The following is a 17923-nucleotide window of genomic DNA, read 5'->3' as shown; positions in this document are numbered from 1 at the left end:
TTTTTAAAAACTTGCATTGTCATTGAAATTTTTAGCCTCGTATTTTACCGCATCTTTTAATATGGCTGCTTTTACTCCTATATAAAAACTCCATGTCTTGTTATAACTTGAAGATATGGGAACCCAATTAAAATTAATATTAAAACTTCTCAAATCTCTCATAAATCCTAGTCGAGTGTATCCGAATTCTTTACTTTCCAAATCGTAATTAGTAGATGCAGTAATCTTCCAATACGGAGAAGGGGAGATTTCTCCCGAAAGATTTACCGTAGCAGAAACATTAGTATTTCTATTATATTCTTTCGTAGAAGCATAATTCAATCCTACGTCCAATTTCCAAGGCATATCGAAATGGGCGTAATTTTCATCATCAAAGTAGTATTTTTCATATCTAACTGTTCCTTGCTTCTTATATTTAATTACTTTTTTTTCACCGAATAATGATTTATCCAAAGAAAAATTCAATCCCATCGTGTAACTGGCAATAGTGAAATATCCAAACTTATCAATAGCATGACCTACTGTTGATTCGGGAGTATCAAATACTATTTTATAAGGATTTACCCTCATGGCATAATTAACACGTAATTTAGAATTAAATAAAGAGGAAGAACCCGAAGCATTAATAGGACTCCATTTCAAAGAATCTGCAGCAAAATTATAAGATGTATTGATATTTAAAGATTCGAATATTTTTATCTTTTTAAAACCGCTGGATTCTTTTTTATTTCTAACCTTCATTTCAAGATTGTTAGCAAGGGAAATATTTATGGCACTGTTTTCATAATTGGAAGGATTACCCATGACATTTCCTTCAAAATAAGAATATTTTACTTTTTTTCCATCTTTATCTGTGTACGTACCGTAATATCCCCAAGAATCTTTAGAGAAGTCAGGCATAAAACCATAGCTGACCGTAGGAGATATCATATGACGGATTGCCTGAATCATACTTCCTTTTTTAAAGTTGGCGATACCATACAAAGTCGTTGTTAAATTAAGGGACCCGTCAAAAGTTCGGAAAGTTTTAAATCCATCTTTATTAAACGTTTCAACCTTATCCGTAGAAGCATTATAGTCCCTTCTTATAGTCTTTGTAGTCCAGATTTCTCGATAATTACCATTGATACCTAATTGAAAATAATTAAAAAGCGTGGAAGTAGTACCAAAACTGGTGGAATTTTTCATTCCGTTATTAGAGTTTTTAAACATTTTTGACGTAAACATATCGTCAGTAGTCGTATTCAATGAATTTTGAAGATTCATTTTATAATCCATATAGATATTGTGCCAAATGGTTTTCTTAGGTCCTGATTTAGGTTTAAAAGGATAAATTTGAGGCATCGTAACCGTTACATTAGGAAGTACCATGGTTACATCGCCGGTTGAAATATTTTGCGAAGCGGAGGTATTAAGTGAAATAGTTAAGGGATTATTATTAAATCTTTTAACCAAAGAAATTGATGATGAAGTCTGATTGTTATTTACATTACCATGTAAAGCATTTTGATTATATATGCTGTTGTTGTAGTAATTCTGACTCATAAAATTTACCGATGCGTTAAAGGACAAATTTGGATTGGCTTTGGCATCTTGTAAATGAGACCAGGTAATACGATAATTTTCAATTTCTGAATAATCATCCAGTCCTTTGGTACTGTTTATATTTTTTTCATAAATAAAATTTAAATTACCTGAATATTTGTAACGATTCAAATACCTTAATCGATTATCGATCATCCAGCTTCCTTTAGTATAAAATCCAAAACGGCTTTCTAAGTCCAAATATTCACCAATGGGAACATAAATTCCCCATCTTTCCAAATAAAATCCTTTATTTTGCCGTTCACCGAACGTTCCGATTAAAATCCCAGCCTGTCGATTGCTGCCGGTAGAAGGCAAATATAAAAAGGGTAAAATGAATGGAGTCGGGACTTGCTCAATATACATCGTGGTAGGTCCTGCAATGATGGTTTTTTGATTTTTACCGGTAATAACTTTCATTTTATTAGTCGATAAACCATAATCAGGAATAGAATCTTTTTTTGCTTTAAAATATTCATCCGTAGTCATAAATCCCCCCCTCATATAATATTCTTCATCATTCATTCTTTTGGCTTTCTTAGCAATAATTGCCATTTCATCTTCTTCCGTTCGAATATTAAAAGCCGTACCCTGTTTGGTATTCATATTAAATTGGGCTTCTGTATATTCATACTCTTTTCCTCCCTGAATAAATTTTATATTATCAATAATTCTTCCTAAACTGTCCACTTTTCCACGAGCTAAAATGTCTCCGGTATTCCAATCCATAACAATATAATCTGCCTTAATGGTCATATCCTGATAGCTGACCTGTGCATTATGGATCAGATAGGTTAATTTTTTTGAGAAAACATTACGAATTTCATCCCCTTTAGTGTCCACAATATTTTCAAGCTTTTCTTTATTAACTGATATAGAATCAGTAGGGATTTTTACAGTGTCAGAAAGGGTTTTAACTCTTTTTTCCTGTGCTAAGAGAATGTTAAAAATTAGAAAAAATAAATAAAGTATATTATATTTGAAACTTGAATTGATCAAAGCATATAAATTCAGAAAAAATTTTGCTGTCAAAATTAATCAAAAAAAAGAATTAATGAGAGTTTTAACAATATTTAACTTAAAAAATATACTACTAATAACTTTAATTTTTTTCACCGGCTCTTTATCTTCTCAAAAAAAAGATTTTACCTTAGTTTTGGATGCAGGACATGGCGGGCATGATAATGGTGCCAGAGGAGCTTTTGCCAATGAAAAAGATGTTAATCTTTCATTGGTTTTAAAAGTTGGAGCCATGATTGAAAATAACAATAAAGATGTAGAAGTTATTTATACTCGAAAGACAGATGAATTTATTCCATTAATGACCCGCGCAGATATTGCCAATAAAGGAAAAGCCAACTTATTTATTTCCATCCACTGCAATTCAAGCCCTAAAAGTGCACCGTACGGTACGGAAACCTTTGTTCTGGGAGCTCATCGAAATAGAGATAATTTTGATGTTGCAAAAAGGGAAAATGAGGTTATTTATATGGAAAAAGATTATCAAACGACTTATGAAGGATTTAACCCCTCATCACCCGAATCGGTAATAGGCCTCACATTGATGCAAAACATATACTTAGAAAACAGTTTAAAAATGGCCAGCTATGTGGAAAATAATTTTAAAAAAGAAAATCGATTTTCCAGAGGAGTAAAACAAGCCGGTTTTTTGGTTTTAGTTCAAACAGCCATGCCTTCAGTATTAATTGAAACCGGTTTCATCTCTAACCCTCAAGAAGGACAATATTTAGCTTCAGAAGATGGACAAAATACTATAGCTAAAGATATATACGAAGCTTTTTTAAGCTATAAAAAAGAATACGATAAAAAATCAGAGAAAAAAGCGGAGGAAAAAATTCAACAAGTTGTTGAAAATCCAGTGGACAGTAACTTATCACTAAAGGTACAATTCTTAGCATCATTCAACAGATACAGTCCTAATTCCTTGCAACTTAGAGGTATGAAAAATGTTGAAATTGTTAAATCAAACGGTAAGTATATATATTATGCAGGAAGTACCAATTTACGTTCTGAAAGTGAAACGACATTAAAAATTGCTAAAGAAGCAGGGTTTACAGATGCTTCTATAGTTGAATTTAATGAAAAAGAAGTGCTAACCGGTCTATACTATACCATTGAATTATTTGTATCACCTAAAAAATACAGAGAAAGAGATGCTATTTTCAAAGGATTAAATAATGTAATAAGACAAAAAACGGATAACAATTTGTACATTTATACCAGCGGAAAAGTGAGCAATTACGATTCAGCCAAAAAATTATTGGAAATCTATAAAAAAATAGGATTTTCAGATGCTATCATTTCGAAAACTTTATCGTAATTTGAATTAGTATCTTAAATAAGATATAAATTTTTTAACTCATAAATTCATGACATGAGTTAAAAAATATCCATTATAAAAAATGTTTAAAGTTTTCCAATAGATTCTTCCGTTTATTGAGCTTATTGATAACTATTTAAATTTATAACTTTGATCAGGTTTCTTAAAAACCAAGACTTGTCAAATGGTTCATTCAACCCATTTTTTAAATAAAGCTCGGTTCCGATTATCCTTATTTTACTAATTGCACAATCAAAAAGATAGTATAAAGTATTTGAATCATTTGTTAAAATATTCATACGTATATTGTGTTTAAAACTAGTAAAATTAAGGGTCACTAAAACAGATAATTTATCGTCATGGTAATGATCTTAATTTTATTTTTTTGGATTATAAAATTCAATCCCATAAAAAAATTACTTTTGTAATATGAAAGTAAATCCTATTTTATCTATAGTTGTTCCGGTTTTTAATTCAGGAATATATTTGAAGGAAACTATTAAAAGTATTGAAGAGGTAAATTTTTCATGTCCTTATGAAGTAATATTAGTAAATGACGGATCAACAGATTCGGAGACTTTAAAAATATTGGAAGATTACAATGAAAAATATACAATTATAACTCAAGAAAATGGAGGAGTAGCCAGGGCAAGAAACAAGGGTATTGAAAATGCAAAAGGTCAATATATATTACCTTTCGATTCGGACGATATAATGAATGGCAATTATTATGATCAAGCCCTACACAAGATGGTTCAAGATCCAACTATTGACATTCTCTATGGAGATTATATAATTTTCGGAAGTGAAAACAGGTACAATAAATCAGGAAAATATAATCGTTTACGCTTAATAAATAGCGGATGTTTTTTACCCAATTCAAGTATCTATAAAAAAAAGGTATGGGAGGATAATGGAGGCTATGATGTAACTTTGTCGTATGCAGAAGATTGGGATTTCTGGTCAAGATCTGCAGTAAAAAATTATAGCTTTTATTATTTCAATCAACCCTTATACAAATATAGAAGAATTCATGACGGAAAATCATTAAGTCAAAGCAAAGTAACCAATTATAATGAAGCCATTGAAACTTTAAAAAGTAAAATTCCGGCTTCTGTATTTAATCAAGAAACCATAAGTGATTATGTGGTACAATCCGTTAGAGAAAATAGAAAATTAAAGATAAAACTCTTTTTACGCATTTTTTTTCCAAAAATATTTAATTATCTAAAAAAGAAAAACTTATTTCCAAATGGGATAGTAGTAGAATAGAATGGCTTTTATTATCAATAATAAAAGCCATGAAAGAGAAATTTTGACCTAAATAGCATCAGTATGCACCGTTTTTACGGCTCTACCTGATGGATCAGGGTTATTTTTAAATGCTTCATCCCATTCTAAAGCTACGGCAGAACTACAGGCTACAGAAGGTACAGAAGGAACCGTTTGTGCTGCTGCCTGAGAAGGGAAATGTTCTTCAAATATGCTTCTGAACCAATATTCTTCTTTTGACATTGGTGGATTAATTGGAAAGCGTTCGGATGCTCTTTCCATTTGTTTATCAGAAACTTTTTTATCAGCCGTTTCTTTTAATGTATCAATCCAGGAATAACCCACTCCGTCTGAAAATTGTTCTTTTTGTCTCCAAGCAACTTCTTCAGGTAAATAATCTTCAAATGCCTCTCTTAAAATATGCTTTTCAATTTTTCCGTTTCCGCACATTTTATCTTTAGGATTTAAAGTCATGGCAATATCCATGAACTCTCTGTCCAAGAAAGGAACCCGTCCTTCAACGCCCCAAGCCATTAAGGATTTATTGGCACGAAGACAGTCGTATAGGTGGAGTTTATCTAATTTTCTGACGGTTTCTTCATGAAATGCTTGAGCATCAGGTGCTTTGTGGAAATATAAATATCCGCCGAAAAGTTCATCGGATCCTTCTCCCGATAATACCATTTTTACTCCCATGGATTTTATATATCTGGCTAACAGATACATGGGGGTAGAAGCCCGAACCGTTGTAACATCGTAGGTTTCAATATGATAAATGACATCATTGATCGCATCTAAAGCTTCTTCAATGGTAAAATGAATTTCATGATGTACGGTGCCGATATGGTCTGCCACTTTTCTGGCTGCCAACAAATCCGGAGCACCTTTTAGTCCGACAGCAAAGGAATGCAGTTGAGGCCACCAAGCATCCGAATTATTGTTATCTTCCACTCGTTTACTTGCATATTTTTTTGCAATAGCTGAAATAATGGATGAGTCTAATCCACCGGATAGAAGAACACCGTAAGGAACATCAGACATCAACTGTCTGTGTACAGAATCTTCTAATCCTTTTCTTAATTTTTGAATGTCAGAAATGCTGTTTTTCACAGAATCAAAATTCATCCAATCTCTATGATACCAAGTTTTTATTTCTCCGTCCAGACTATATAAGTATTTTCCGGGTTCAAATTCTTTGATATCCGGACAAACTCCTTCCAACGATTTGAGTTCACTGGCTACATAAAATTGCCCTTTTTCATCATATCCCATATATAAAGGAATAATTCCCATATGATCCCTTCCAACTAAATAAGCATCTTTTTCTTGATCATATAAAACGAAGGCATAAATTCCTGTAATATCTTCAAATAATTTAACCCCTTTTTCTTTATATAAAGCTAAAATAACTTCACAGTCAGATAAAGTTTGGAAATCGTATTTTCCTTCAAATTTCTTTCTAATTTCTTTATGATTGTAAATTTCACCGTTTACGGCTAATATCAATTTTTTATCGCTGCTATATAAGGGTTGACCACCGGAAGCAATATCAACGATGGATAATCTTTCATGAGCAAGGATTGCATTTTTATCGCAATGGATTCCGGACCAATCCGGACCTCTATGACGAATTTTTTTTGCCATTTTTAAAGCCTGAGGTCTTAATGTTTCAACGGCTTCTTTTAAATCGAAAATTCCTACAAATCCACACATTTTTTTTGTTTATTAATTTTTGTAAAATTAAAGTAAATTAGCTTAAATGTAAATATAATTTGTAATTTTTATTTTTAAAATAAATTTATTTATTGGTTTTAATTTATTTTATAAACTTTTTGATGGTAAAACACAAAAATAAGTTTAGATTGAGAATGTGAAATGTTTGAAATAATAAACTGTAAAAATTTTTTTCAGAAAGATGTAAGAGGTTCTTATTTTTATCAACTATTTCAAAATAATACGCTCTCCTTGTTTAGGAAATATATAATTGATAGAATATGGATTATTGTCTACTAATTGTTCCTTAATTATTTGTTCATGATTTCCTTTGGGTTTGATATGGGTAACAATAATTGTAAGTTTTTTCATATTTTTTTTTCCTACTAATTGAGCTAATTTTTTCATTTCTTCATTTAGTAAGTTGGGCGTTAAATGACCAAACAATAATTCTTCAGGTTGAGAATTAGGAAAAGAAACTTCAATCAGAAAGGTTTTTAATTTTCCTGATTTAATTTTAGGAGACATAAGGTTCCATATCTTATTGAGTTTATCGGATTTTTCAATTCTGTCTGCTCCGGTATCGCCAAAATATAAAACTGCTTGGGTATTATTTTCCACTAAAATGGCGGAACTTTTAAGTGGTTTTACATGACTTAATTCATAAACCGTACCCGTTAAATGAGTATTAAGAATAGGGAATGCTTTTCCTATTTCTGTGTATACATATTGATATTTATTTAGAATTGGACTTTCGCCTTCATTGGCAAAATTGATCCAGGCAGCATTGGTAAAATATTTATTTTTTAAAACTTCTATGGTTTCCTTACTTGCATAAATTGGCTTGGAGGAATCTTCGGGAGAGTTAATCAACATTCCTGATAAATGGTCTAAATGGCCATGAGATATAAAATATCCTTTGATGTTATCTTTTAATACATTTTCAATTGTAGTATTGGTAAAGGTTCCTTTTTCAATTGCCTTATTAATACCACTATAAATAGTTCCGGCATCCAAAGCTAAATAATTGGTTGTTTTTTCTTCAGCAATTAGATAAGAAGAAAGATTACTTTCATTACTTCCTCCGTAAACTCCTAATGGAATGATCTCTAAATTCTGAGCCGAGGTAATTATAGATACCGCAAGACATATTTTTAGAAAATATTTTTTCATGATCCAACTTTTTTAAATCAAATTAAAATTGAAATATTTTTTCATAAGACTTGTGCATCTTTCCATTAATGTTAATATCAACGTATGTTAAGAAAATGAAATTCAGTAATTGCTTAAATTAAAGTAAAAAAATATATTGGATCATTTATATTTGGAAGTTAACTAATATAACTTTAAAAAATTGGTAAATCTTCGTAAAGCAATAGCTCTGTGACTTATCATATTTTTTTCTTTAGGTGAAAATTCTGCAAAACTTTTCAAATATCCGTCAGGAATGAATATCGGATCATATCCGAATCCACCGTCACCCTTGATTTCAGTAGTAATAGTTCCAAAAATTTTACCTTCAAAATATTTAACCTCTTCATTGTTTACCCAACAGATTACGCTTATAAAATAAGCTTTTCTATTGGTATTATTTTGCATACTTTTTAGCACTTTAGAAATATTATCATCAAAAGATCCGGTGCCTGCATAACGCGCAGAATAGATTCCGGGTTCTCCATTTAATGCTTCAACTACTAATCCGCTGTCATCAGCAAAACATGGTATATGAGTTAAATCATATCCGAATTTAGCTTTAATAAAAGCATTTTCACGGAAAGTGGTCCCTGTTTCTTCAATTTCGCCTTCAAAATTATAATCAGCAAAGGTTTTAAGTTGAAAATTTTCGGGTAAAATTTCAATTATTTCAGCTTTTTTATGTTCGTTTTGTGTAGCTAATAGGATTTCCATGATTGATTTTTTGTTAATTTCATATAAATGCATCCAAATATAGCTATTATAATAATACCAACAATGAACAGAGTAAAATTACTAAAACCAAATTCGGGTGATTCCAATGATTTATATCGTATAAAAAATATAAAACCTATCGTATTATTAATGCAATGAAGTAGTGTGCAGGTAAGTAGGGAACCTGTTTTATAGAAAGTAATTCCCAAGACAATTCCGGCTAAAATTCCACCAACTGCTTGCCAAGGAAATATATGGATTCCTCCAAAAATTAAGGCTGATATTAATATAGCTTTTTGTGGTTTAATTTGATTATTGAGCATTCCCTTTAAAATAAATCCCCTAAAAAATAATTCTTCAAAAATTGGAGCAACGATACATACCGATATAAAGGTAATTATAGGATAATTACCGGCATTACCCAATAAGGCATACGACATGGTTTTATACATTTTTTCGAATATTCCGCCTTGAGTAGGTATTAATCCGGTTAAAAATTCTGAAACTAGATATTGTCCAAAAAATAACAAAAGGGCAATTGGGAAGAGTTTACTATTCTTTAGAGAGTAACTTATTGTAAAACGTTCTTTTCTGGGTTTCAATCCCACAAAATAATAGACTAAATAAACAATTAGATAATTTCCAATAGTTAAAATCGGGGTAAAAACGTAGGGATTGGTATGTAGTTTTTTAGCTAGAATTGAAAATAGAGGACTTAGTACTAAAGCTCCCAAAAAAAATAAGATAAGAGCTAAAAGTATGTCGTACCATTTTAATTTAAGATAATTATTCATTGTGATAAGGTTTTCCTTGTAAAATACTGAAGCCGCGATATAATTGCTCAACAAAAAACAAACGCACCATCTGATGCGTAAATGTCATTTTGGATAAAGCTAGTTTTTGCGGATTTAGATTATAAATTTTGTCAGAAAATCCATAAGCTCCTCCGATACAAAAAACTAAATGTTTAACAGAATTATTCATTTGCTTTTCCAGAAATGAAGAAAATTCAGTCGAAGTAAACTCTTTGCCTTTTTCATCTAAAATTATGAGTGTATCTCCCGAATCCAAAAAAGAAAGAATGGACTCTGCTTCCGCATTTTTTAATTCATTTTCTGATAGATTTTTGGAATTTTTTACATCCGGCAATTCTTTACGTTCAAATTTTATGAAAGCGGGTAAGCGTTTTTCTAAATTTTCCATTAGAAATACTAATTCTTTAGAATTTGTTTTGCCAATCGATAATAATGTAATTTTCATGCCACATTAATAACTACAAAAATAGAAGATTATTTATAAATAAAGTCTTCATTTTGTTAAGCCTGTATTTAATAAAAAAATTTAGTAATAATATACTTACCCATTTCTAAATAATATAAGTTCTAAACATTTAAAATTAAATTTAGTTTATGAATACTCTTTTGTAATATATTTTTCTTGATTGAGATAATAACTTTCATTTTTAAATAGATTGCGTCCTTAATTTGGAAGAGTAAGCCAGTATTTTCCCCGTTTAGAGAATTTAGATATAAATCCCAATTGTAGTGGTTAATAGTTTTATAGAAGGTTCTTATATCAGTTTTATTAAAAAGTAATATTCTTTAAAGGTTTCTATATAACGTATTGAGTATTATTTTTTAATTACAAACTTATCCCATTCATTTTATAATAATTTTGAGAACTATACTCTCCTTATCATATAGTTTTTTATCTTTGTTAACATAATTAACATATAAACATTATAAAGATGAAAATTAATATTGTTGCGGGTATTCTTGCTGCCTCAATAATTTTGGGGTCTTGTGAATCAAAACATTCAGAGCAAACCGAAAAAATTAGTGAAGAAGATTTTAATTATAAAGTCGATCGTTTTGCCGATATTGAAGTTTTAAGATATCGAATACCTGAATGGGATAAGTTGTCTTTAAATGAAAAAAAATTGGTCTATTATCTTTCTCAAGCCGGATTAGCAGGTAGAGATATCCTTTGGGACCAAAACTATAAATATAATTTGAAAATAAGAAAAGCATTAGAATCCATCTATCAAAATTATAAAGGAGATAAAACCTCAAAAGATTGGAACAATTTTGAAGTATATTTAAAAAGGGTTTGGTTTTCAAATGGGATTCATCATCATTATTCTAATGATAAAATTATGCCTGAATTTACCCAAGCATATTTTGAGGAGCTAATGAAAGAAACTCAAACTTCATTGGATTCTCAGATCGTTTCCATTTTATTCAATGAAAAAGATTCTAAAAAAGTAAATCTAGATGAATCCAAAGGGTTAATTTCAGGATCTGCAGTAAATTTTTATGGAGAAGGAATTACCGAAAAGGAAGTGGAGAAATATTATTCAGCTAAAAAAAGTCCGGATGCTTCTCGTCCCTTATCTTTTGGTTTAAACTCCCAATTAGTTAAAGACAGTAAAGGTACTTTAGAAGAAAAGATTTGGAAAAGCGGGGGAATGTACGGTTCAGCTATTGATCAAATAATCTATTGGTTGGATAAGGCTGTTACCGTAGCTGAAAATAAAGAACAGGGAGATGCTTTAAAACTTTTAATTGAATATTACAAAACAGGAGATTTAAAAACTTGGGATGATTATAACATAGCATGGCTTAAAGCAACTAAAGGAAATATAGATTATATAAACGGATTTGTAGAGGTGTATAATGATCCGCTTGGTCACAAAGGATCCTATGAGAATATTGTTCAAATCAAAGATTTTGACATGTCGGCAAAAATGGAAGTTATATCCAAAAATGCACAATGGTTTGAAGATCATTCTCCTTTAATGACGGAACATAAAAAGAAAAATGTAGTAGGGATATCGTATAAAACAGTTAATGTAGCATCGGAAGCGGGAGATTCTTCACCCAGTACTCCGATTGGAGTAAATTTACCTAATGCGGATTGGATCCGTGCGGAATATGGCTCAAAGTCGGTTTCTTTAGGAAATATTATAGACGCTTATAATTTAGCCGGAGGAAGTGAAAAGTTAAAGGAATTTGCATACAGCCAAGAAGAAATAGAATTATCAGAAAAATACGGAGAATTAGCAGATAAACTGCATACAGCTTTACATGAAGTTGTGGGTCATGCTTCTGGACAAATTAATCAAGGAGTCGGAACCCCTAAAGAAACTTTAAAAAGTTATGCATCTACAATGGAAGAGGGAAGAGCAGATTTAGTAGGATTGTATTATTTATATGATCCGGAATTACAAAAGCTTGGATTAGTAGATGACTGGAAAAAAGTAGGAATGACAGCCTATAATGATTATATACGAAACGGATTAATGACTCAATTAGTTAGAATTGAACCGGGAAGAGATATAGAAGAAGCACATATGAGAAATCGTCAATGGGTAAGTGCGTGGGCGTATGAAAAAGGTAAAAAAGATAATGTAATTGAAAAAGTGGTTAAAGATGGTAAAACCTATTTTAAAATTAATGATTATGAAAAGCTTCACAATTTATTTGGAGAATTATTGAAAGAAACTCAAAGAATTAAATCTGAAGGAGATTATAATGCTGCAAAAAATTTAGTGGAAACGTATGGAGTAAAAGTGGATAAAGAATTACATGCAGAAGTTTTAAAAAGAAACTCTAAATTTAATACCGCAGCTTATAAAGGTTTCATCAATCCTATTTTAGTTCCTAAAACTAATGAACAAGGAGAAATAACTGATATTGAAGTTACTTATCCGGAATCATTTGCAGTAGAAATGTTGTTCTACTCTAAAAATTATGGATTCCTTCCTCTTGAAAACTAAAAATTAAAATATTTACAATATAAAACGACTTTACTTACAGTCTTTAAGTAAAGTCGTTTTATTTTATGGTAAACTTTATTTTATACACTTATTTATAAAATAGAAATCCTATTTAATCTTCAGGCAAATTATTTATAAAGTTTTTCAATTAATAAGTATAATATTCGGATTAGAGATAAAATATTTTTAAAATAATTTATCCTGAAATAAATCTCATTCTTAGATTTGCTAAATATATCTCTTTAAGTTCAATAAAAAACTCAGATAAATTGGTATTTATGAAACTTTGTAGAACACGATAAAATTAACAATTATTATATAATATAATGAAAACAGTTTTTTAATGACAAGTGTACTTTTGCTAGTATTGGCTTATGGTCAAAAAAAAGATGATAAGTTTGAAGAAAAGCCCATACTAATCAAAGAACAGGGGGAATTTTCTTCAGGAGGTAAAATTAGTAAGAGTGAAGGAGTATTTGATCCTAATAAGCCCTGGTTCGAGCCACAAGGAGGACAAACAAGACATTGTGATCATGCCGATGTATGGTATCAAATTCCTGTTCATCCTAAACATACGTCCATGGTTTTTCTACATGGGTATGGGCAATCCAGACGAAGCTGGCAAACGACAGCAGACGGGCGAGAGGGATTTTCCAATATATTTTTAAGAAAGGGGTATAGTATATACCTGGTAGATCAACCCGGAAGGGGAGAAGCAGGACAAACATGTAAGCCCCTAGCTATTTCAACAGCACCTGATGATCAAACCTGGTTTACACAATTTCGGATAGGAAAATATCCAAATTATTATGAGGGAGTAAAATTTCCAAAAGATAGTATATCAATCGATCAATTTTTTAGAATGATGACACCCAATACAGGCAGCATAGATGAGGAAACTCTTGTAAACTCATTATCAGAAGTATTGAATAAATCGGGAGATGCTATTCTTTTTACACATTCAGCCGGAGGATTGCCCGGATGGAAAACAGCTATACAGAATGAAAAGGTAAAATCAATTATTGCCATTGAACCGGGTGCGTTTAGTTTTCCCGAAGGGAAAGTTCCTGTAGGAAATAGGGGAGGGAGTATACCCATGGATCAATTTATGAAATTAACCCGTATACCTATACTCATATATTATGGAGATTTTATTCCCAAAGAAAAAACTACTACTTATTCGCAAAATTTTTGGAGAGAAGTACTGATTTCTGCTAAAGAATGGGCGAAATTAGTTAATGAAAACGGTGGAGATGTCACTGTTATTCATTTGCCGGACATTGGAATAAATGGAAATACCCATTTTATTATGTCAGACCTAAATAATATTGAAATTGCGGATCATATTCAAAAGTGGTTAAAAGAAAAAAAATTGAATTAATGCTTTGCTATAGTAATTAGTATAATAGGGTAGATATTCATGCAAACAACTCTTATAATAATTAAATTCTAAACAAAATAAGATCTTTAGAGATCTATATTAAGAGTCTTCATATATAAAATACTAATAAATAAAAAAGGAGATTAATAGGAATTAATATGAAAATTAAGTATAAATTTAGCGATCCGGACGGGACTCGAACCCGCGACCACCTGCGTGACAGGCAGGTATTCTAACCAACTGAACTACCGGATCAGGGTAGATTGCATAGTGTGCAATAAAAAAATAAAGAAATTTATGTTTCTTAGCGATCCGGACGGGACTCGAACCCGCGACCACCTGCGTGACAGGCAGGTATTCTAACCAACTGAACTACCGGATCTTTTCTGAAGACTTATTTTTAATAATTTCAGTGGTGCAAAGATAAACTCATTTTTCAATTTCACAAACTTTTTTGATTGAAAAATTCATATTTTTTGCTACAAATAACGATTTTTAAAGTAATTAATCTCATTTAATACTATTAAATCTATGAATTTCAATAAAATAATAAATGAAATAAACACTGATTTTATTAAAATTTTATTCTTTATCGATTAATAGATACTGAATCAATCATCTAATGTATCTAAATTAATTACGTATTGATTGTTTAATTGTGATTGATACTATTTTAGGTTTAACTTGTCGCAAACAAACTTAATTGTAAATAACAAGTATTATTTAGAAATAAAAATCATTAAATCAATTTCTGTCCAAGTTTTACCTTCATGCAGATCAAAACAAGCTCTATGCAAGCTGGTATATGCTCTTTCAGAATTAAAATCTTTTAATACGTCGATTGAACCATGAATCATCATCATTTTTTTGTCAAGTTTATATGAAAATTCTTTGGTTATTGTTTTTCCATTTAAAGTTAAGGAGATCTTCACCTTATTGTTTTCAAATTTCCCAAATGATCCATAAATTTCAGGAGAGGATAATCTTTTAAAAAAAAATAAAGTTAAGTTTCCATCTCTTGAAGTGTCACCGGTAGAAACCGTTGTTCCATCAATATAAAATTTTGCTCCTTCCAATGATTCATCCAACGGTTTATCTTCTTTCGTGTTGATTAAAGAAATATTTTTAAAACTACCACTTACAGGTACTTTTTTGGGAGTTTTATAAGCCGTCCATACTAATTCTTTTTTGAAACTGGATTCTTTTCCTTGAGGTTTAATTTGTTGTGTTGTAGTTTCAGTGCTTTTTACGTCAGAAGTCGAGGTAGATTTATTACTCTTATTATCTCCGCAAGAAAACAAAATTAGTGGAACGGATAAAATTAAACTAATATATTTATTATATAACATCTTAAAAGTTTTAATTGTTAGTAAAAAATTATTTAATAAATCAAATAATTAGTTTTAAATAATTAGTTACTTTTTTATAACTGTTTTCGTAGGATGCAATGAATCTTGGGTAAGATTTTTTTTCGTTAAGGAATCTTTTGTAGATTCACTTTTTAAAGAATCAATAACAATAGAAGATTTTTTTAGGATATCATTTGATTGAGATTGTGAATTTACATTTTGTTCAATATCGGCAGGAATAATATTTTTATTACCGCTTGAATATTTATCACATGAAATCAATCCACAAGTAAGGATTGCTATAACATAAAAATTTTTTTTCATAAACATTTAATTTTATCAAATATAAAAAAAATAGCAATTACGGTCTATTTTATTTATAAAAATAAAGAGTAGTATTCTGCGATATAATTTATAAACAATACCTGTAAAAACACTTTAAAAAAATATGTTTTTTTTTACATAAACTATATGATTGATTTTATAAAATAAAAATTTGAACTTTTAAATGATTACTTTTGTAAATAAAATAGTTAAATGAAAAAAATATATGTAGTACTATTCAGCCTTGCCTTACTAGTTTCCTGTAAAGAAAAAAATACTGGTAAAGAGCAGAGTTCAAAACAAACTCATGAAACTACTGTAGATCATTCCGAAATTGAAGTAAGTAATCAAGAAACTAAAATAATCAAGTCTGATTTTTCAAAAATTCAAAGTTTATTAAATACGAAGAGTGATACTATATATATTACCAATTACTGGGCAACGTGGTGTCCTCCATGTGTTAAAGAAATACCTGATTTTGTGGCTCTTCAAGAGAAATACGCCCATGAAAAAATAAAATTTATCTTTGTAAGCATCGATCAAATAGATACCCAAAGTACATTACAATCATTTGTACAAAAAAATAAAATGAAAAACGTATACAATATATCCTCTAAAGATATGAGAGACCATATTGGTACGATTAGTCCTGATCTAGAAGGGGGTATACCGGTAACAGTTATACAAAAAGGAAATAAAAAAGAAGGATTTTTAGGAAATCTTTCCAAAGAATTCATTTTAAGTAAAATTGAAGAATATTCAAAATAATTATAAGAATAAAAGAAAATATCTATGCCGTTAATTAAAAGTATATCCGGAATTCGAGGGACAATAGGGGGTAAAATAGGAGAAAATCTTACACCGATTGATACCGTAAAATTTGCTTCGGCTTATGGAACTTGGTTAAAAAGAAAAATAAATAAAGAAAAAATTAAAGTAGTACTTGGGAGAGATGCACGGATTTCCGGTCAAATGATCTCCGAGTTAGTTTCATCCACTTTACAGGGAGTGGGAATAGATGTTGTTGATTTAGGACTTTCGACAACTCCTACGGTGGAAATTATGGTTCCATATTTACAAGCAGACGGAGGAATTATTCTAACGGCAAGTCATAATCCTAAACAATGGAATGCGTTAAAACTATTGAATGCTAAAGGTGAATTTATATCCGATAAAGAAGGTAAAGAATTATTAAACATAGCTGATACGGAAGATTTTGATTTTGTTGAAGTAGATTATTTAGGATCGTATCTAAAAGAAGACAAAGCAATAGAGCATCATATAAACAAAATATTGGAACTGCCTTTAGTGAACGTTGATTTAATAAAAAAAGCAGGATTTAAGGTGGTGGTTGATGCCGTAAATTCTACAGGAGGTATATCGGTTCTTCCCTTATTAGAAAAATTAGGAGTTGAAGTAATCGAAATGTATTGTACACCCAACGGCCATTTTCCTCATAATCCTGAACCGTTGGAAGGTAATTTAGGCGAAATAATGAAAAGAGTTCCTAAAGAACAAGCAGATTTAGGAATAGTTGTGGATCCGGATGTAGATCGCTTAGCATTTATATGCGAAGATGGAACCATGTTTGGAGAAGAATATACATTAGTTGCTGTTGCAGATTATGTTTTAAGTAAAACTCCTTCAGCTACGGTTTCTAATTTATCATCCTCACGGGCATTACGAGATATTTCAGAAAAATACAATCAAGAATATCATGCTTCCGCAGTTGGAGAAGTTAATGTAGTAACAAAGATGAAGGATATCAACGCGCGTATCGGAGGCGAAGGTAATGGAGGTATTATATATCCGGAATTACACTATGGTCGTGATTCACTAGTTGGAATTGCCCTTTTTCTATCCTATCTTGCTGAAAGAAAGATTACAATAAAACAACTTAGAAATACGTATCCTTCCTATTTTATGGGAAAGAAAAAAATTGATTTAAGTCCGGAAATTAATACAGATGTTATTTTACAAAAATTAACCGAAAAATATAAAAATGAAGATATAAAAACTTATGATGGATTGAAAATCGATTTTTCCGATAATTGGGTACACTTAAGAAAATCAAATACAGAACCTATCATCCGTATATATACTGAAGCTCCTACGCAACAAGAAGCCGATCAATTGGCAGATAGGTTTATAGAAGAAATAAAGCAGGTATCTAACTAAAATAATTATTATACAGGTGATTAAAAATTATACTTGAAATCAATTTTTAAATAAAATAGACTAAACAGACTGTTTAATTTATTCTGATTTATATA

Annotated in this window: 14 protein-coding genes and 2 tRNA genes; 6 read left to right on the top strand and 10 right to left on the bottom strand. The window is 30.4% G+C overall.

The genetic code is table 11. The annotated features are described in order from the left end of the window. Window positions 1-3: 3 nt before the first annotated feature. Window positions 4-2616: a putative LPS assembly protein LptD gene (locus GFV00_RS02600; protein ID WP_160556332.1), complete on the bottom strand. Its 2613-nt coding sequence runs from the start codon at window positions 2614-2616 to the stop codon at window positions 4-6. A 22-nt stretch (window positions 2617-2638) separates the two neighbouring features. Between GFV00_RS02600 and GFV00_RS02595 the strand changes: the two genes are divergently transcribed. Both GFV00_RS02595 and GFV00_RS02590 read left to right on the top strand, forming a co-directional pair. Then, the gene (locus GFV00_RS02595) at window positions 2639-3925 is read left to right on the top strand and encodes an N-acetylmuramoyl-L-alanine amidase (protein WP_160556334.1); all 1287 of its coding nucleotides are present in this window, start codon (window positions 2639-2641) and stop codon (window positions 3923-3925) included. A gap of 429 nt (window positions 3926-4354) precedes the next feature. Next, window positions 4355-5197 carry a glycosyltransferase gene (locus tag GFV00_RS02590; protein WP_160556336.1) on the top strand — a complete coding sequence of 281 codons (843 nt, stop codon included), beginning with the start codon at window positions 4355-4357 and terminating at the stop codon, window positions 5195-5197. 48 nt (window positions 5198-5245) lie between these two features. Here GFV00_RS02590 and asnB read toward each other — a convergent pair whose 3' ends face one another. From asnB to rlmH, 5 genes are all read right to left on the bottom strand, one after another. Continuing rightward, entirely contained in the window at window positions 5246-6910 is a 1665-nt protein-coding gene (asnB, locus tag GFV00_RS02585) for an asparagine synthase B (RefSeq protein WP_160556338.1), read from the bottom strand. A gap of 228 nt (window positions 6911-7138) precedes the next feature. Beyond that, complete coding sequence (locus tag GFV00_RS02580) at window positions 7139-8083, bottom strand: MBL fold metallo-hydrolase (protein WP_160556340.1); 945 nt, start codon at window positions 8081-8083, stop codon at window positions 7139-7141. Window positions 8084-8245: 162 nt separating this feature from the next. Beyond that, window positions 8246-8818: an RdgB/HAM1 family non-canonical purine NTP pyrophosphatase gene (gene rdgB, locus GFV00_RS02575; protein ID WP_160556342.1), complete on the bottom strand. Its 573-nt coding sequence runs from the start codon at window positions 8816-8818 to the stop codon at window positions 8246-8248. Further along, a complete protein-coding gene (locus tag GFV00_RS02570; RefSeq protein WP_160556345.1) occupies window positions 8803-9612 on the bottom strand; it encodes a CPBP family intramembrane glutamic endopeptidase in 810 nt (269 codons plus the stop codon). Before GFV00_RS02570 ends, rdgB begins: the two co-directional genes overlap by 16 nt. Further along, complete coding sequence (rlmH, locus tag GFV00_RS02565) at window positions 9605-10078, bottom strand: 23S rRNA (pseudouridine(1915)-N(3))-methyltransferase RlmH (protein ID WP_160556348.1); 474 nt, start codon at window positions 10076-10078, stop codon at window positions 9605-9607. Before rlmH ends, GFV00_RS02570 begins: the two co-directional genes overlap by 8 nt. 487 nt (window positions 10079-10565) lie before the next feature. On the opposite strand from rlmH, the gene GFV00_RS02560 reads away from it, so the two are divergent. Continuing rightward, window positions 10566-12596, top strand: coding sequence for a dihydrofolate reductase (locus GFV00_RS02560; RefSeq protein ID WP_160556350.1), 2031 nt, complete (start codon window positions 10566-10568; stop codon window positions 12594-12596). Between the two features lie 343 nt (window positions 12597-12939). After that, complete coding sequence (locus tag GFV00_RS02555) at window positions 12940-13977, top strand: alpha/beta fold hydrolase (protein ID WP_160556352.1); 1038 nt, start codon at window positions 12940-12942, stop codon at window positions 13975-13977. A 181-nt stretch (window positions 13978-14158) separates the two neighbouring features. Here the strand turns inward: GFV00_RS02555 and GFV00_RS02550 are convergent. From GFV00_RS02550 to GFV00_RS02535, 4 genes are all read right to left on the bottom strand, one after another. Beyond that, a tRNA-Asp gene (locus GFV00_RS02550) sits at window positions 14159-14232 on the bottom strand. A gap of 53 nt (window positions 14233-14285) precedes the next feature. Beyond that, window positions 14286-14359 (bottom strand) — tRNA-Asp (locus GFV00_RS02545). Between the two features lie 337 nt (window positions 14360-14696). Then, complete coding sequence (locus GFV00_RS02540; protein ID WP_160556354.1) at window positions 14697-15326, bottom strand: YceI family protein; 630 nt, start codon at window positions 15324-15326, stop codon at window positions 14697-14699. A gap of 66 nt (window positions 15327-15392) precedes the next feature. Continuing rightward, entirely contained in the window at window positions 15393-15650 is a 258-nt protein-coding gene (locus GFV00_RS02535; RefSeq protein WP_160556355.1) for a hypothetical protein, read from the bottom strand. 213 nt (window positions 15651-15863) lie between these two features. Here GFV00_RS02535 and GFV00_RS02530 point away from each other — a divergent pair, with 213 nt between their 5' ends. Together GFV00_RS02530 and glmM are read left to right on the top strand one after the other, a co-directional pair. Further along, the gene (locus GFV00_RS02530; RefSeq protein ID WP_160556356.1) at window positions 15864-16418 is read left to right on the top strand and encodes a TlpA disulfide reductase family protein; all 555 of its coding nucleotides are present in this window, start codon (window positions 15864-15866) and stop codon (window positions 16416-16418) included. A gap of 24 nt (window positions 16419-16442) precedes the next feature. After that, entirely contained in the window at window positions 16443-17828 is a 1386-nt protein-coding gene (gene glmM, locus GFV00_RS02525) for a phosphoglucosamine mutase (protein ID WP_160556358.1), read from the top strand. The last annotated feature ends 95 nt before the right edge of the window (window positions 17829-17923 follow it).

Source organism: Apibacter sp. B3935 (genome assembly GCF_009827705.1).
In the GTDB taxonomy this organism is placed as follows: domain Bacteria; phylum Bacteroidota; class Bacteroidia; order Flavobacteriales; family Weeksellaceae; genus Apibacter.
This window is presented reverse-complemented; position numbering and strand designations above follow the sequence as displayed.

Excerpts from the sequence above, each read along its gene's own strand:
- GFV00_RS02595 (WP_160556334.1), top strand. The coding sequence starts at position 2,639 with ATGAGAGTTTTAACAATATTTAACTTAAAAAATATACTACTAATAACT.
- GFV00_RS02590 (WP_160556336.1), top strand. The coding sequence starts at position 4,355 with ATGAAAGTAAATCCTATTTTATCTATAGTTGTTCCGGTTTTTAATTCA.
- asnB (WP_160556338.1), bottom strand. The coding sequence starts at position 6,910 with ATGTGTGGATTTGTAGGAATTTTCGATTTAAAAGAAGCCGTTGAAACA.
- GFV00_RS02580 (WP_160556340.1), bottom strand. The coding sequence starts at position 8,083 with ATGAAAAAATATTTTCTAAAAATATGTCTTGCGGTATCTATAATTACC.
- rdgB (WP_160556342.1), bottom strand. The coding sequence starts at position 8,818 with ATGGAAATCCTATTAGCTACACAAAACGAACATAAAAAAGCTGAAATA.
- GFV00_RS02570 (WP_160556345.1), bottom strand. The coding sequence starts at position 9,612 with ATGAATAATTATCTTAAATTAAAATGGTACGACATACTTTTAGCTCTT.
- rlmH (WP_160556348.1), bottom strand. The coding sequence starts at position 10,078 with ATGAAAATTACATTATTATCGATTGGCAAAACAAATTCTAAAGAATTA.
- GFV00_RS02560 (WP_160556350.1), top strand. The coding sequence starts at position 10,566 with ATGAAAATTAATATTGTTGCGGGTATTCTTGCTGCCTCAATAATTTTG.
- GFV00_RS02555 (WP_160556352.1), top strand. The coding sequence starts at position 12,940 with ATGACAAGTGTACTTTTGCTAGTATTGGCTTATGGTCAAAAAAAAGAT.
- GFV00_RS02540 (WP_160556354.1), bottom strand. The coding sequence starts at position 15,326 with ATGTTATATAATAAATATATTAGTTTAATTTTATCCGTTCCACTAATT.
- GFV00_RS02535 (WP_160556355.1), bottom strand. The coding sequence starts at position 15,650 with ATGAAAAAAAATTTTTATGTTATAGCAATCCTTACTTGTGGATTGATT.
- GFV00_RS02530 (WP_160556356.1), top strand. The coding sequence starts at position 15,864 with ATGAAAAAAATATATGTAGTACTATTCAGCCTTGCCTTACTAGTTTCC.
- glmM (WP_160556358.1), top strand. The coding sequence starts at position 16,443 with ATGCCGTTAATTAAAAGTATATCCGGAATTCGAGGGACAATAGGGGGT.